At 73.1% G+C, this 14,973-nt stretch carries 15 protein-coding genes; 12 read left to right on the top strand and 3 right to left on the bottom strand.

Annotation, left to right across the window (positions count from 1 at the left end; genetic code table 11):
- Positions 1-69 precede the first annotated feature (69 nt).
- Positions 70-483, bottom strand: coding sequence for a hypothetical protein (locus IE332_RS26095; RefSeq protein WP_189920847.1), 414 nt, complete (start codon positions 481-483; stop codon positions 70-72).
- Positions 484-543: 60 nt separating this feature from the next.
- Positions 544-1,761, bottom strand: coding sequence for an alanine racemase (locus IE332_RS26090; protein WP_189920845.1), 1,218 nt, complete (start codon positions 1,759-1,761; stop codon positions 544-546).
- A gap of 151 nt (positions 1,762-1,912) precedes the next feature.
- Between IE332_RS26090 and IE332_RS26085 the strand changes: the two genes are divergently transcribed.
- The gene (locus tag IE332_RS26085) at positions 1,913-2,686 is read left to right on the top strand and encodes an SseB family protein (RefSeq protein WP_229928912.1); all 774 of its coding nucleotides are present in this window, start codon (positions 1,913-1,915) and stop codon (positions 2,684-2,686) included.
- A 78-nt stretch (positions 2,687-2,764) separates the two neighbouring features.
- Here the strand turns inward: IE332_RS26085 and IE332_RS26080 are convergent, their stop codons facing one another.
- A complete protein-coding gene (locus IE332_RS26080) occupies positions 2,765-3,142 on the bottom strand; it encodes a DUF1844 domain-containing protein (protein ID WP_229928911.1) in 378 nt (125 codons plus the stop codon).
- Positions 3,143-3,631: 489 nt separating this feature from the next.
- Here IE332_RS26080 and infC point away from each other — a divergent pair, with 489 nt between their 5' ends.
- The 11 genes from infC (at position 3,632) to IE332_RS26025 (ending at position 14,891) form a co-directional block, all read left to right on the top strand.
- The gene (gene infC, locus IE332_RS26075) at positions 3,632-4,393 is read left to right on the top strand and encodes a translation initiation factor IF-3 (protein ID WP_189921078.1); all 762 of its coding nucleotides are present in this window, start codon (positions 3,632-3,634) and stop codon (positions 4,391-4,393) included.
- A 141-nt stretch (positions 4,394-4,534) separates the two neighbouring features.
- Complete coding sequence (gene rpmI, locus IE332_RS26070) at positions 4,535-4,729, top strand: 50S ribosomal protein L35 (protein ID WP_030055648.1); 195 nt, start codon at positions 4,535-4,537, stop codon at positions 4,727-4,729.
- Between the two features lie 109 nt (positions 4,730-4,838).
- Entirely contained in the window at positions 4,839-5,234 is a 396-nt protein-coding gene (gene rplT, locus IE332_RS26065; protein ID WP_030055649.1) for a 50S ribosomal protein L20, read from the top strand.
- Positions 5,235-5,365: 131 nt separating this feature from the next.
- Positions 5,366-6,232 (top strand): TrmH family RNA methyltransferase, encoded by an 867-nt coding sequence (locus IE332_RS26060; RefSeq protein ID WP_189920841.1) that lies wholly within the window; start codon positions 5,366-5,368, stop codon positions 6,230-6,232.
- A gap of 187 nt (positions 6,233-6,419) precedes the next feature.
- Positions 6,420-7,523, top strand: a complete 1,104-nt coding sequence (locus IE332_RS26055) for a sensor histidine kinase (protein WP_189920839.1) — start codon at positions 6,420-6,422, stop codon at positions 7,521-7,523.
- A gap of 275 nt (positions 7,524-7,798) precedes the next feature.
- Positions 7,799-8,920, top strand: a complete 1,122-nt coding sequence (gene pheS / locus IE332_RS26050) for a phenylalanine--tRNA ligase subunit alpha (RefSeq protein ID WP_189920837.1) — start codon at positions 7,799-7,801, stop codon at positions 8,918-8,920.
- The gene (gene pheT, locus IE332_RS26045; protein ID WP_189920835.1) at positions 8,920-11,421 is read left to right on the top strand and encodes a phenylalanine--tRNA ligase subunit beta; all 2,502 of its coding nucleotides are present in this window, start codon (positions 8,920-8,922) and stop codon (positions 11,419-11,421) included. Before pheS ends, pheT begins: the two co-directional genes overlap by 1 nt.
- Before the next feature lie 178 nt (positions 11,422-11,599).
- On the top strand, positions 11,600-12,037 hold the full coding sequence (locus IE332_RS26040; protein WP_189920833.1) for a GntR family transcriptional regulator: 438 nt from the start codon (positions 11,600-11,602) through the stop codon (positions 12,035-12,037).
- Positions 12,037-12,963, top strand: coding sequence for an ATP-binding cassette domain-containing protein (locus tag IE332_RS26035; protein ID WP_189920831.1), 927 nt, complete (start codon positions 12,037-12,039; stop codon positions 12,961-12,963). The genes IE332_RS26040 and IE332_RS26035 overlap by 1 nt, the downstream gene beginning before the upstream one ends.
- Positions 12,960-13,925: an ABC-2 membrane transporter-related protein gene (locus IE332_RS26030; RefSeq protein WP_189920829.1), complete on the top strand. Its 966-nt coding sequence runs from the start codon at positions 12,960-12,962 to the stop codon at positions 13,923-13,925. Before IE332_RS26035 ends, IE332_RS26030 begins: the two co-directional genes overlap by 4 nt.
- Positions 13,926-14,048: 123 nt before the next feature.
- On the top strand, positions 14,049-14,891 hold the full coding sequence (locus tag IE332_RS26025) for a chitosanase (RefSeq protein WP_189920827.1): 843 nt from the start codon (positions 14,049-14,051) through the stop codon (positions 14,889-14,891).
- The last annotated feature ends 82 nt before the right edge of the window (positions 14,892-14,973 follow it).

Here is a 14,973-nt window from a genome sequence, read left to right as displayed (position 1 = left end):
GCAGCGCAAAGGCCCGATGGATGACGGTGGTTAGCCGTTCCATCGGGCCCGGTTAAGGCTGGGGAAAGGTCAGAAGTTCAGATTGCCGTTGATGGTGTCGGCCCGGACGGACTTGCCGACCTGGACGACGTTGCCGTGGACCGTCATGTCCTTGAGCTCATTGTGGATCACGTTCGCCGGCTGCTCGGCCTGCTGGGGGCTGAACTCGTCGAGGAGCGACCGGAGTTCGGCGATCGCCTCCGGGTTGTTCTGCAGTGCGCGCCGGAGCCGGCGCTTCCACTGGGTGGCCTCCCCCTCGCTGAGCCCCGGGTCCTCGGAGATCTCGCCCTGGATCTCGTCCAGCTCCAGCGACACGTCCTCCTCCTGGTCCCGCCCGAACAGCGCCGCGAAGCGTGGCCGGACCCGCGCCCAGGCCTCGGTGACCATCAGGCCGACCAGCGCCGTCGCGCCCCTCGTTGCAAGGTCCGTGATCTCGGCTTCCATGCCGCTCCCCTCGTCACTGCCACTCGTCGCCACCACCGTAGGGCAAAGCCGGACGAAGCGTCAGAGGAACGTCTTCCCCTCGCCCCGGTACGTCGGCACGGTCCGTACGATCCGGTCGCCCTCGACGAGGTGCAGTTCGGCGAAGCGTTCGCACAGTTCGCCCGCCTTGGCGTGCCGGAACCAGACCCGGTCGCCGATCAGCAGGTCGTCCGCGGCGGAGCCGAGCAGGGGGGTCTGCACTTCCCCGGCGCCTTCCATCGGGTCGTAGCGCAGGCCCTCCGGCAGGTACGGCTGCGGTGAGCGGTCGGGGCCGGCCGCGCCGGAGGCGGGGTAGCCGCCGCCGAGCACCGTGACCACGCCGACGCCGGGTCGCCGGACCACGGGCTGGCCGAACAGGGCGGCCGGGCGGCCCCGGAACGAGCGGTAGTTGTCGAACAGCCGGGGCTGGTAGAGCCCGGAGCCGGCCGCCACCTCGGTGACGGCGCGTTCGGCGACGGTGGACTCCACGCTGCCGGTGCCGCCGCCGTTGACGAACTCCAGGTCGGCCACCCGCCGCAGCCGCCGGACCACGGCGGCGCGCCGCTCGGCCAGTTCGGTCCGGGACCTGTCCTGCATCAGCCGGATCAGCCGCGAGCGCACCGGCCGTCCGGGCAGCCGGTCGCCCACCCCGGCGACGTGTCCCTCGTACGCCATCAGGCCGACGACCCGGAAGCCCCGGCGCTGCTGGACGAGTTCGGCGAAGGCGCCGAGGTCCTCGGGGGTGCGCAGCGGGGAGCGGCGGGCGCCGACCCGGACCCGTCCGCCGAGCAGGTGCAGCGCGGTGTCGAGTTCCAGGCAGACCCGTACTTCGGCGTCGCCGCCCCGGGCCTTGTCGATGAGGTCGAGCTGGGCCGGGTCGTCGAGGACGACGGCGATCTCCCGGGCGGCTTCCGGGTCGGCGGTCAGCTGGGCGAAGCCGTCCCGGTCGGCGGAGGGGTAGGCGAGCAGGATGTCGCGGACGCCGGTGCGGGCCAGCCAGAGCGACTCGTCCAGGGTGAAGCTCATCACCCCGGTGAAGCCGTCCGTGTTCAGGGTCCGTTCCAGCAGGGCCCGGCAGCGCACCGATTTGCTGGCGACCCGGACCGGCTTGCCGCCCGCCCGGCGCACCAGGTCGGCGGCGTTGGCGTCGAACGCGGCGAGGTCGACGATCGCCACCGGGCCGTCGAGGTGGGCGGTGGCGCGGTCGTACCGGAGGCGGTCGGAGACCGGGGCGGGCGCGGGCGCGTCGAGGATCACCATGGGCGCAGGGTGCCACAGCGGACTACCGGTGGGTAGGGCCTGTCTCGTGGATTTTGGCGCCCCGGGCCCGGCAAGGGTCCGCAGGACAGTCCCTCCGGGGCGCGGGCGGGGAAATGGGGCCGGTCGGGGGAGGTGGCATAGGGTCGGCGGGGTGGACCGCAAAGACTTCTCCAACCCGGCGTTCGTCGGCAAGAACATCCCGAACCCCGGCTTCGGCGACGACGACGGCACCGCCGATCCGGCGCTCGCCGAGGCCCTGGCCCGCTGGTCGGAGGACCGCGCGGCCGAGCCCGCGGTGCTGGCGGCGCTGATCCCCACCCGGCTGATGGTCCCGATCGTCGCGATCCTCGGCGAGGTGGAGGTGGACGAGCACGGGCACAAGCACGACAAGAGCAGCGACATGGCCGTCCCGGTGCTGGAGGCCCCGGACGGGCGCCGCGCGCTGCCGGCCTTCACGTCGCTGGAGTCGCTGGCCCGCTGGCGCGCCGACGCCCGTCCGGCGCCGACGGCCGCCCCGCAGGCGGCGATGGTGGCCTATGCGGAGCGCGCCGACACGCTGGTGATCGACCCGGCCGGGCCGGTGCCCTTCCAGCTGAGCGGGGCCCGGCTGCGGGCGCTCGCGGAGAACCGGCCGTTCCTGCCGCCGGCCCGGGACCCGGAGGTGCGCGAGGCGGTGCGGGCGCTGCTGGCAGCCGAGCCGCAGGTGGTCACCGGGCTGCTGGGGGCGTCCGGGAGCGCGGACGCGGTGCTCGCGGTGGTGTTCGACCCGGCGCTGGACCAGCCGGGGCTGCAGGCGGCCGCGCAGCGGGTCGGGCGGGCGGTGGCGGCCGATCCGCTGCTGCGGGTGCGGCTGGACCGGGGGCTGGAGCTCGCGGTACTGCCGGCGGGCGCGGAGCTGCCGTGGGAGCCGCTGTACAAGCGGTGAGCGGTGAGACGAACGCTGGCACGAACGGGTCCGCCCGCATGCTCACGTGAGCATGCGGGCGGACCCGTTCCGGCGGTCTCAGGCGTAGACCGGCCCGGTGAACTTCTCGCCCGGGCCCGCGCCCGGCGCGTCCGGGACGAGGGAGGCCTCGCGGAAGGCGAGCTGCAGCGAGCGCAGCCCGTCCCGCAGCGGCGCGGCGTGGAAGTTGCTGATCTCCGGGGCTCCGGCGGTGACCAGCCCGGCCAGCGCGGTGATCAGCTTGCGGGCCTCGTCCAGGTCCTTGTCCTTCTCGCCGCCCTCGGCGAGACCGCACTTGACGGCGGCCGCGCTCATCAGGTGGACGGCGACGGTGGTGATCACCTCGACGGCCGGGACCTCCGCGATGTCGCGGGTGAGGTCGTCGAAGCCGATCGCGTCGTCGTCCGGGCCGGGGGTCTGGGTGGGCTCGCTGCTCAAGGGGGGCTCGTTCCGTCGTGCCGTGATGGGTACAGGTGGAGCGTACAAGGGCCCCGGAGCACGTGGACGGGGCAGTGCGCGGGGGCGGAACGGCGGCGGAATAGCGTTCGACAGCGTGACGCTGTAAGCTTCGAGACTGACCGGCCGGGATCCCGCATGGGCGCCTGGCCAGCAAGTGGAGGCTCCACTGAGGAGGCCCGAGAGGGCAACCGCGAAAGTCTCCCACCTGGTCGGCCCGAGGGCCGACGGGTCCCCGGTCCGCGACGGGCGCCTGGCGCCGAGTCGCCGCAGCACCCCTCACCGGGTGCCGCCCCCGGTTGTGTGGAGCCCCGCTTGTACCGAGCGGGGCTTTTTTCGTGTCGCGGTGCACACGGTGCCTGAGGTACCCGGGCAGCGCAGCACGAATGAAGCCCCGCCCAGTGGTCGAGTCCACTACGTGCGACCGCCGTCCGACGGCCGCATCGCAGAAGGTGCAACCGAGGAGGCCCCATCAGCACCGAGCCCCGCATCAACGACCGGATCCGCGTTCCGGAGGTGCGACTCGTCGGTCCCAGCGGCGAGCAGGTCGGCATCGTGCCGCTTGCCAAGGCGCTGGAGCTTGCGCAGGAGTACGACCTCGACCTGGTCGAGGTCGCGGCGACCGCCCGGCCGCCGGTGTGCAAGCTCATGGACTACGGCAAGTTCAAGTACGAGTCGGCCATGAAGGCCCGTGAGGCGCGCAAGAACCAGGCGCACACGGTCATCAAGGAGATGAAGCTCCGGCCGAAGATCGACCCGCACGACTATGACACCAAGAAGGGTCACGTCGTCCGGTTCCTCAAGCAGGGCGACAAGGTCAAGATCACGATCATGTTCCGTGGTCGCGAGCAGTCCCGCCCCGAGCTGGGCTTCCGCCTGCTGCAGCGGCTCGCCGACGACGTCCAGGACCTGGGCTTCGTGGAGTCCTCGCCCAAGCAGGACGGCCGTAACATGATCATGGTTCTTGGCCCGCACAAGAAGAAGACCGAGGCGATGGCCGAGGCCCGTGCCCTCGCGGACGCCCGCAAGGCCGAGCGTCAGGGCCGGGTCGCCGGCTCCGACGCCGCCGCGGACGACGACGCGCTGGCCGAGGACCTGGTGACCGAGGACCTGCTGACCGAGGACCTCGAGGCCGACGACGAGGTGGCCGAGGCGCAGGACGCCCCGGCCGAGGCGGCGGCCGACGAGGCCGACGCTCCGGTCGAGCAGCCGGCCGCCTCCCAGGGCGCCTGAGCCTCACGGCCAGGACGGCCCGGGAGACCGGCCCCCAAGGGTGACGGGCGTCCCGCCCGGTCACCGCAGATCCATCCAGTTCACGCCCGTGTGGCAGAAGCCGCGCGGGCGTGGACGGGACCGACGAGGAGATACGGCGAAATGCCGAAGCAGAAGACGCACAGTGGCGCCAGCAAGCGCTTCAAGATCAGTGGCTCTGGCAAGGTGCTGCGCGAGCGCGCCGGCCGCCGCCACCTCCTGGAGCACAAGCCCTCGACGCTGACCCGCAAGCTGGCCGGGACCGTCGAGCTGGCCCCCGCTGACGCCAAGAAGATCAAGAAGCTTCTCGGCAAGTGATCGCCTTCCCGCCCGGTGCGAGCCGTGCGCGGGGCAGCTGATCCTTCCCGACCCATTCGAATGACGGACCACGTGAAGTAGTCCGTGGTCCAACCCAAGGAGTAATCAAGTGGCACGCGTCAAGCGGGCAGTCAACGCCCACAAGAAGCGCCGGGTCATCCTGGAGCGCGCCAGCGGCTACCGTGGCCAGCGCTCGCGCCTGTACCGCAAGGCCAAGGAGCAGGTCACCCACTCGCTGGTCTACAACTTCAACGACCGCAAGAAGCGCAAGGGCGACTTCCGTCAGCTGTGGATCCAGCGCATCAACGCTGCGGCCCGTGCCAACGGCATCACCTACAACCGCTTCGTGCAGGGCCTGAAGGCCGCCAGCGTCGAGATCGACCGCAAGATGCTGGCCGACCTGGCCGTCAACGACCCGGGTGCGTTCGCCTCCCTGGTCGAGGTCGCCCAGAAGGCGCTGCCGGCCGACGTGAACGCCCCGAAGGCCGCCGCGGACGCCGCCTGATCTTCCGAGATCGGTTGAGCTCTGACCGGACCCGCAGGCTCTCCTGCGGGTCCGGTTCTGCTTTTCCGCCCCTCAGTGACCTCCGTCCGCCGGCGCCCCCGAGAACGCCGGCGCCTCCAGAGAACGAGACCATGCCGAGCACCGAGACCCCCCTGCTGACCTCCCTGCGCTCCCCGCGCGTCGTCGCCGCCCGCCGGCTGGCCAAGCGCAACCAGCGCACCAAGGAGCGGCGCTTCCTGGCGGAGGGCCCGCAGGCCGTCCGGGAGGCCGTGGCCTTCGGCAGGCTGCCGGGCACGTCCGAGCACGCCGTGGTCGAGGTCTACGTGGGCCTGGAGGCCGCCGAACGGCACGCGGACATCGTCGAGGCCGCGCTGGCCGAGGGGCTGCCCGTGCTGACCGCCACGGACGAGGTGATCGCCGACATCTGCGACACGGTGACCCCGCAGGGCATCGTGGCGCTCTGCCGCTTCATCGACACCCCGTTCGCCGAGGTGCTGGAGGCCCGCCCGAAGCTGGTCGCGATCCTCGCGCACGTGCGCGACCCCGGGAACGCCGGCACCGTGCTGCGCACCGCCGACGCGGCCGGCGCGGACGCCGTGGTGCTCACCGACGCCTCGGTCGACCTCTACAACCCGAAGGCCGTCCGGGCCTCCGTGGGCAGCCTGTTCCACCTGCCGGTGGCGGTCGGCGTACCGGTCGAGGAGGCCGTCGCCAGGCTGCGCGAGGCCGGCATCCGGGTGCTCGCCGCGGACGGCGCGGGGGAGCGCGACCTGGACCAGGAGCTGGACGAGGGCACCCTGGGCGCGCCCGGCGCGTGGCTGTTCGGCAACGAGGCGTGGGGGCTTCCGGAGGAGACCCGCGCGCTCACCGACGAGGTCGTGCGCGTCCCGATCCACGGCCACGCCGAGAGCCTCAACCTGGCCACCGCCGCGGCCGTCTGCCTGTACGCCTCGGCCCGGGCGCAGCGTTCGCCCGGCGGCTGCCGCTCGAACGCCTGACGCACCGGACGGGCGTGCCGTACGGGTCCCCGCCGGGCCCGCCGCGGCCCGATCCGGCGGAACCCGCGGGACACGCCCCGGGCGCGCCGGGATCACCCCGTTGCAAGCCCTACTGCGGGGGCCTGCGAGGCGCTAGGGTCTGCCTCGGTGGGGGGAACGGCACGGTGGGTAATCGGGGAGGCAACCCATGGTCGGCAGCGGGCCCGAGCTCGACCCGGACGACCTGCCGGACGGCCTGGTGGTCGCCGACGCGCTGGGCCGGGTGGTCTGCTTCAACCGGGCCGCGGCCCGGCTCACCGGCGTGCTCCCGGAGGCCGCGCTCGGCTGCGGGCTGGAGGACGTCCTCCCGCTGGAGGACCTGGACGGCCGCCGCTGGTGGCAGCTGACCGACCCGTACGGCGGCCTGGCCACCCGGACCCGCCAACCGGAGCGCAACCTGCTGCTGCCCGGGGGCCGGGAGGTGCTGGTGTCCGCCCGGTACGTCCGTACGGTGCCCTGCGGGCCGCTGGAGCGCCTGGTGATCGCCCTGCGGGGCACCGAGGCCCGGCGCCGCACCGAGCGCAGCCACGCCGAGCTGATCGCCACCGTCGCGCACGAGCTGCGCTCCCCGCTCACCAGCGTCAAGGGCTTCACGGCGACGCTGCTGGCCAAGTGGGAGCGGTTCACCGACGGGCAGAAGCGGCTGATGCTGGAGACGGTGGACGCGGACGCCGACCGGGTCACCCGGCTGATCGCCGAGCTGCTGGACATCTCCCGGATCGACGCGGGCCGGCTGGAGCTGCGCAAGCAGGTGGTCGACCTGGCCGCGGCGGTGCGCCGGCACGTCGAGCGCAAGGTGGCCACCGGCATCCCCGAGGAGCGCTTCGACGTCCGGATCGCCGAGCCGCTGACCGTGCTGTGGGCCGACCCGGACAAGGTCGACCAGGTGCTCGGCAACCTGCTGGAAAATGCGGTGCGGCACGGGGAGGGAACTGTCACGATCGAGGTGGCACCGGCCAAGGAGGTCGTCGAGGCACCCGTCTGGGAGCGCTCCGGCACCCCGCCCCGCATCGTGGAAGGCACAGCGGTCACCGTGAGCGACGAAGGCAGCGGCATCCCCGAGGAGTCGATGCCGCGCGTCTTCACCCGCTTCTGGCGCGGCTCCAAGCGCGGCGGCACGGGCCTCGGCCTCTACATCGTCAAGGGCATCGTGGAGGCCCACGGCGGCTCGATCCGCGTCGACCGCGCGCCCGGCGGCGGCGCCCGGTTCCGATTTATCCTGCCCGCCGGCGTGCCCGACTTCATGCTCTGAAAGAGCATGAACGACGAGCAGAGCATGCTGTGAGCATGCTCCGAAGGAGCTCTGAGGTCCCGCCGGACGGGCTTCGCGCCAGCGGCGCTACGCGCTGCGACTACACTCGACCTTTGGCGTCGCGCAACGCCCTGCGCGGCTGAGCCGCGGACACCCACTCCCGTGAGCCTCCGGTGAACGGTGACCGGCTGCCCGTGCCCCGGCCCCGCCGGGCGTGACGTGAAGGCGAGCCCACACACCTGAGCACGGACGAGCAGGAGCACGGGAAGATAGAGATGTCGGCACCCAACAAGTCGTACGACCCGGTAGAGGTCGAGGCCCTGAAGCCCGAGGTGGTGGAGCAGGCGCGGGACGAGGCGATCGCCGCCTTCGCCGCCGCCGGCACCCTGGACGAGCTGAAGCAGGCCAAGGTCGCCCACACCGGCGACCGGTCCCCGCTCTCGCTCGCCAACCGCGAGATCGGCGCCCTGCCCCCGCACGCCAAGGCCGCCGCGGGCAAGCTGATCGGCCAGGCCCGCGGGGCCGTCAACCAGGCCCTCGCCAAGCGGCAGGCCGAGCTGGAGGCGGAGCGGGACGCCCGCGTGCTGGTCGAGGAGGCGGTGGACGTCACGCTGCCGTTCGACCGCGCCCCGCGCGGCGCCCGGCACCCGCTGACCACCATGGCCGAGCGCATCGAGGACACCTTCGTCGCGATGGGCTACCAGGTGGCCGAGGGCCCCGAGGTCGAGGCCGAGTGGCTCAACTTCGACGCCCTCAACCTGGGCCCGGACCACCCGGCCCGCTCGATGCAGGACACGTTCTTCGTCCAGGCCCCGGACGGCTCCGCCGACTCCGGCGTGGTGCTGCGCACCCAGACCTCCCCGGTCCAGGCCCGCACCATGCTCGACCGCGAGCCCCCCATCTACGTGATCTGCCCCGGCCGGGTCTACCGGACCGACGAGCTGGACGCGACCCACACGCCGGTCTTCCGCCAGGTCGAGGGCCTCGCGGTGGACGAGGGCATCACCTTCGCCGACCTCAAGGGCACCATCGAGGTCCTGGTCGAGAAGCTGATCGGCGACCACCTGGAGCTGCGCTGGCGGCCCTCGTACTTCCCGTTCACCGAGCCGTCGGCCGAGGTCGACCTGCAGTGCTTCGTGTGTCTCGGTGCGAGCGTCGGCAACCCGGACCGGCCGTGCCGCACCTGCTCCTCCGAGGGCTGGATCGAGCTCGGCGGCTGCGGCGTGGTCAACCCGCGGGTGCTCGTCGCCTGCGGTGTCGACCCGAACCGCTACAGCGGGTTCGCCTTCGGCCTGGGCCTGGAGCGGATCCTGATGAATCGCCACAACGTCGCCGACATGCGCGACATGGTCGAGGGTGACGTGCGCTTCACCCTCCCGTTCGGGATGGAGATCTGATGCGCGTCCCGCTTTCCTGGCTGCGCGAGTACGTCGACCTGCCGGCCGGGGCGACCGGCCGTGACGTCGCGGAGCGCCTGGTCCGGGCCGGCCTGGAGGTCGAGACCGTCGAGCAGATCGGCGCCGACCTCAAGGGTCCGCTGGTGGTCGGCGAGGTGCTCTCCATCGAGGAGCTGACCGGCTTCAAGAAGCCGATCCGGCACTGCTTCGTCAACGTCGGCGCCGCCAACGGCACCGGCGAGCCGCAGGAGATCGTCTGCGGCGCGACCAACTTCGCCGTCGGCGACAAGGTCGTCGTCGTGCTGCCCGGCGCCGTGCTGCCCGGCCCGTTCCCGATCGCGGCCCGCCAGACCTACGGCCACACCTCGGCCGGCATGATCTGCTCCGCCCGCGAGCTGGGCATGGGCGACGAGCACAACGGCATCATCGTGCTCCCGCCGGAGTACGAGCCCGGCACCGACGCCGTCGAGCTGCTCCAGCTCGTCGACGAGGTGCTCGACATCGCCGTCACCCCGGACCGCGGCTACTGCCTGTCCATGCGCGGCGTGGCCCGTGAGGCCGCCGCCGCGTACGGGCTGCCGCTGGCCGACCCGGCGCTGCTCGACGTGCCGCCGGCCAACTCCTTCGGCTACCTGGTCAAGGTCAACGACCCGGCCGGCTGCGACCGCTTCGTGGCCCGTACGGTCGTCGGCGTCGACCCGAACGCCAAGTCCCCGCTGTGGCTGCAGCGCCGGCTGCAGAAGTCGGGCATCCGCCCGATCTCGCTGACCGTCGACATCACCAACTACGTGATGCTGGAGGTCGGCCAGCCGCTGCACGCCTACGACAAGCAGCGCGTGAACGGCCCGATCACGGTCCGCCGGGCGGAGCAGGGCGAGACCCTGACCACGCTCGACGGGGTCGAGCGCAAGCTCGCCGCCGAGGACCTGCTGATCTGCGACAACAGCGGCCCGATCGGCCTGGCCGGCGTCATGGGCGGCGCCTCCACCGAGATCCTCGACCCGGCCGCCGGCCCGGGCACCACCGAGGTGATCATCGAGGCGGCGCACTTCGACCCGGTCGCCATCGCCCGCACCGCCAAGCGGCACAAGCTGCCCTCCGAGGCGTCCAAGCGCTTCGAGCGCGGCGTCGACCCGGAGGCCGCCCGCGCCGCCGCGCAGCGCGCCGTCGACCTGCTGGTCCTGATCGCCGGCGGCACCGACGAGGCCGGGGTCACCGACATCGCGGCCCCGCACCCGGTGCGCACCATCACCATCGCCGCCGACCTGCCCGACCGGGTGGCCGGCACGGCGTACGGCCGCGAGACCGTCACCCGGCGTCTGCAGGAGGTCGGCTGCTCGGTCGCCGGCGCCGACGTCCTGGAGGTCACCCCGCCGACCTGGCGCCCCGACCTCACCGACCCGTACGACCTCGCGGAGGAGGTCATCCGGCTGGAGGGCTACGACAACGTCCCCGCCCGGATGCCGAACGTGCCGCCGGGCAAGGGGCTGACCGAGGGCCAGCGGATCAACCGCCGGATCGGGGTCGCCCTGGCCGCGGCCGGCTACGTCGAGGTCAACAACTACCCGTTCCTCGGCGAGACCGCCTGGGACGCGCTCGGCCTGGAGGCGGACGACCGCCGCCGCCGGACGGTGAAGCTGGTCAACCCGCTCAACGACGAGGAGCCGGCGCTGCGCACCACGCTGCTGCCGGGCCTGCTCGGAGCGCTGCGCCGCAACATCGGCCGGGGCAACACCGACCTCGCGATCTACGAGACCGGTACCGTCTTCCTGCCCAAGGACGAGCTGTCCGTGGCCCCGCGCCCGGCCGTCGACCACCGGCCCAGCGCCGAGGAGCTGGCCGAGCTGGACGCCGCGCTGCCGGACCAGCCGCGCCGGATCGCCGTCGCCCTCGCGGGCGAGCGGCTGCCGTCGGGCTGGTGGGGCAAGGGCTCCGAGGCCTCCTGGGCGGACGCCGTCGAGGCGGCCCGCACGGTGGCCCGCGCGGCCGGCGTCGAGCTGACCGTCCGCCAGGGCCAGCTGGCGCCCTGGCACCCGGGCCGCTGCGCCGAGCTGGTCGTGGCCGGCACCGACCGGGTGGTCGGCCACGCCGGTGAGCTGCACCCGCGGGTGGTCAAGGCGCTCGGGCTGCCGGCCCGGTCCGCCGCGATGGAGATCGACGTCGACCTGCTCACCGCCGACGGCGCCGAGCGGGTCAGCGGCCCGACCGTCTCCGGCTTCCCGGTGGCCACCCAGGACGTCGCGCTGATCGTCGACACGGCGGTTCCGGCCGCCGACGTCGAGGCGGCGCTGCGCGCCGGCGCGGGCGAACTGCTGGAGGCCCTCCGGCTGTTCGACGTGTTCACCGGCGAGCAGGTGGGCGAGGGCAAGAAGTCGCTGGCGTACGCGCTGCGCTTCCGCGCCGTCGACCGCACCCTGACCGCCGACGAGGCCACCGCCGCCCGCGAGGCGGCCGTCGCCGAGGCCGTCGCCCGTACGGGCGCGGTGCTGCGCGGCGCCTGACCGGGTAGCCCGGAGGGGCCCCGCCACGGACCACGAGGTCCGCGGCGGGGCCCTTTCGCGTACCCGGGGCCCTTTCGCGTGTCCGGGGCCTTTCGCGTACCCGGGGCCCGGCCCGGACCCCCGGCTTTGCCGAGGCTTGACTTGACGGTGCCTCAGTCCGTCCTTTATCTCTTTACCTATGGAAGTAGATAAAGTCGACGACCAGCCCTCTCCCATCGAGTTCCGCCTGGACCCGGCCTCCGGCGTCCCGACCTACCTGCAGCTCGTGCAACAGGTCGAACAGGCGCTGCGGATGGGCTGGCTGACCGAGGGGGACCGGCTGCCCCGGGTGCGCGAGGCGGTGGCCGGGCTGGCGATCAACCCGAACACCGTGCTCAAGGCGTACCGCGAGCTGGAGCACCGCGGCCTCGCGGTCGGCCGCCGGGGCCAGGGCACCTTCGTACGGGGGCTGCCCGCCGGAGTGGTGCCGCTGCGCGAACGGGCCGCGCTGCGGCGGGGGTTGCTGGACTGGATGCGCTCGGCGCGGACCGCCGGGCTGGACGAGGAGGGGATGGTCGCCGTGTTCGAGGACGCGCTGCGCGACCTGCGCGAGGGCCGGGACGGGGTGGTGGCCTGATGGCCGCGGACACAGTGATCGACTGCGCCGGGCTCGGCAGGCGCTACCGCCGCACCTGGGCGCTGCGGGACTGCCGGCTGGCCGTCCCCGCCGGGCACGTGGTGGCCCTGGTCGGCCCGAACGGCGCCGGCAAGTCCACGCTGCTCGGCCTGGCCGCCGGGCTGACCCTGCCCACCGAGGGCGCGATCACCGTCCTCGGCGACCAGGTGCCGGGCTCGCCGAGGGCCCTGGACCGGATCGGCTTCGTCGCCCAGAACGCCGCGCTCTACCCGGGCCTGCGGGTCCGGGACCTGCTCGCGATGGGCCGCCACCTCAACCGCCGCTGGGACGACGCCAGGGCCAGGGCCCACCTGGACGGCCTCGGCATCCCGCGGGACCGCCGGTACGGCCGCCTCTCCGGCGGCCAGCAGGCCCAGGTCTCGCTCGCCCTCGCGCTCGCCAAGCGCCCCGAACTCCTGCTGCTGGACGAGCCCTTGGCCGCCCTCGACCCGCTCGCCCGGCACGACTTCATGGCCGTGCTGCTGACCGCCGTGGCCGAGGACGGGCTGTCCGTGGTGTTCTCCTCGCACGCCGTCAACGAGCTGCGGCAGAGCTGCGACTACCTGGTGGTGCTCGGCGGCGGCCGGGTCCAGGTGGCGGGGGAGGTGGACGACCTGCTCGGCGGCCACCGGATGCTGACCGGCCCGACCGCCGAGGCGGACCGGGTCGCCGATCGGCTGCCGGTGGTCCGCGACCGCCGGGCCGGCGCCCAGTCCCACCTGCTGGTGCGCACCGGCGGGGTGGACGCCCCGGTCTCCGACGGCTGGCGCCAACAGCGCGTCGGCCTGGAGGAGTTGGTGCTCGCCTACCTGCGCGAGCCGACCGCCTCCGCCCTCCCCGGCCCGCGCGGGGCCGTCCGTCCGAACGAGAAGGTGCTGCTGCCGTGAGCTCCCTGACCCTCGCGCCGCCCCGCTCCGCCGTCCTGCGGGCGGCCGGGCTGCGGCACCGCCCCGCGCTACGGACCCTGTCGGGCGTCCTGGCCGGGCTGCTCCTGGTACTGGCCGTCACCGGGTACCGGCTCCACGCGGGGCTCGAGCGCTCCGGCGCCCAGGGGTGCGACATGGCGCTGCGGAGCTGCAACGAGCACTGGAAGGACTTCCTGCGCGAGTACGGCGCCGAGCTGGCGCTCGGCGGGAACCTGGTCTACTTCCTGGGCGGTGCCCTCGGGGCGTTCCTCGGGGCTCCGCTGCTGGCCCGGGAGTTCGAGCACGGCACGGTCCGCTTCGCCTGGACCCAGGGGGCCGGGCGCACCCGCTGGACGGTCGGCGGGCTGGTGCTCGTCGGCAGCGTGCTGGCCGTGGCGACGGCCCTGACGGCGGTGGTGCTCGACTGGTGGATCGCGCCGCTGGCCGTCCACGGGGGCCGGTTCACCCCGCTGGCGTTCACCAGTGCCCCGCCCGCGCTGGTAGGCCGGGTGCTGCTGGTCTTCGCGCTGTCCGCGCTCGTGGGGGCCGTGCTGCGCCGGACACTGGTGGCGGTCGGGGTCGGGGTGGCGGCCTCGGTGGTGACCACCCTGGTCGCCGAGTCGCTGCGCTTCCACTACCGCGCACCGCTCGAGGACACGCTGCACACCCTCGCCCAGGCCTCGCTCGACCACCGCTGGGAGGGCGGCCTCTGGGTCACCGATCCGGCGGGGGAGCGGCTCGGCCTCGGCCGGCTCTACGACCTGGGCGGCGACTACTACGGGGCCCAGAAGCTGCTGAGCGAAGGCGGTTACTCGCTGCACGAGTCCTACCAGCCGGACAGCCGCTACTGGACCTTCCAGTTCGTCGAGTTCGGCTGGACGGCCCTGCTCGCCGTGGCCCTGTGCGCGGCGGCGGTCTGGTGGGTGCGGCGCCGGGCGGTCTGAGCTGCGGGTCCGATGATCGCTTGAAGAGTTTCCGTCAAAACCCTTGCGGGAGTGCGGGCGGGACCGCTTTCCTTTCTTCTCGTTAGGAAAGTTTCCTAACCCTACGAGGAATCGGAGCGTCCCATGCGCCCTCAGCCCCGTCGTGCCCTCCGCATAGCCCTCGCCGCGGCCCTGGTGGCCGCGCCCCTCACCCTCGCGGCCACCACGGCGGCCCAGGCCGCCCCCGCCCCGGCCTCGGCCGCCCAGCTCAAGGCCGCCGGCCTGGACGACCCGCACAAGAAGGACATCGCGATGCAGCTGGTGTCCAGCGCGGAGAACTCGTCGCTGGACTGGAAGGCCCAGTACAAGTACATCGAGGACATCAAGGACGGGCGGGGCTACACCGCCGGCATCATCGGCTTCTGCTCCGGCACCGGCGACATGCTGGAGCTCGTCCAGCACTACACCGACGTCAAGCCCGGCAACGTCCTGGCCAAGTACCTGCCCGCGCTGAAGAAGGTCAACGGCACCGAATCGCACGCCGGCCTCGGCTCCGCGTTCGAGCGGGACTGGGCCACCGCCGCCAAGGACACCGTGTTCCAGCAGGCCCAGAACGACGAGCGCGACCGGGTGTACTTCAACCCCGCCGTCCAGCAGGCCAAGGCCGACGGCCTGCGCGCGCTCGGCCAGTTCGCCTACTACGACGCCATCGTCATGCACGGCCCGGGCAACAGCTCGGACAGCTTCGGCGGCATCCGCGCCGCCGCCATGAAGAAGGCGAAGACGCCCGCCCAGGGCGGCGACGAGGCCACCTACCTCAAGGCGTTCCTGGACGCCCGCAAGGTCGTCATGAAGAAGGAGGAGGCCCACTCCGACACCAGCCGGGTGGACACCGAGCAGCTGGTCTTCCTCAACGCCAGGAACTTCGACCTCAACCCGCCGCTGAAGTGGAAGGTCTACGGCGACAGCTACGCCATCAACAGCTGACGCCCGGTCGAAGGTCGAACGGCGGGGCCCGGCGGCCGTCATCCGGTCGCCGGGCCCCGCCGCGTTCTCGCCGTGCTCCTGC

Origin of the sequence: Kitasatospora xanthocidica (assembly GCF_014656195.1) — a bacterium.
GTDB classification, from domain to species: Bacteria; Actinomycetota; Actinomycetes; order Streptomycetales; family Streptomycetaceae; genus Kitasatospora; species Kitasatospora xanthocidica.
The sequence above is the reverse complement of the archived record's forward strand: the minus strand, read 5'-3'. Positions and strand labels throughout refer to the sequence as shown.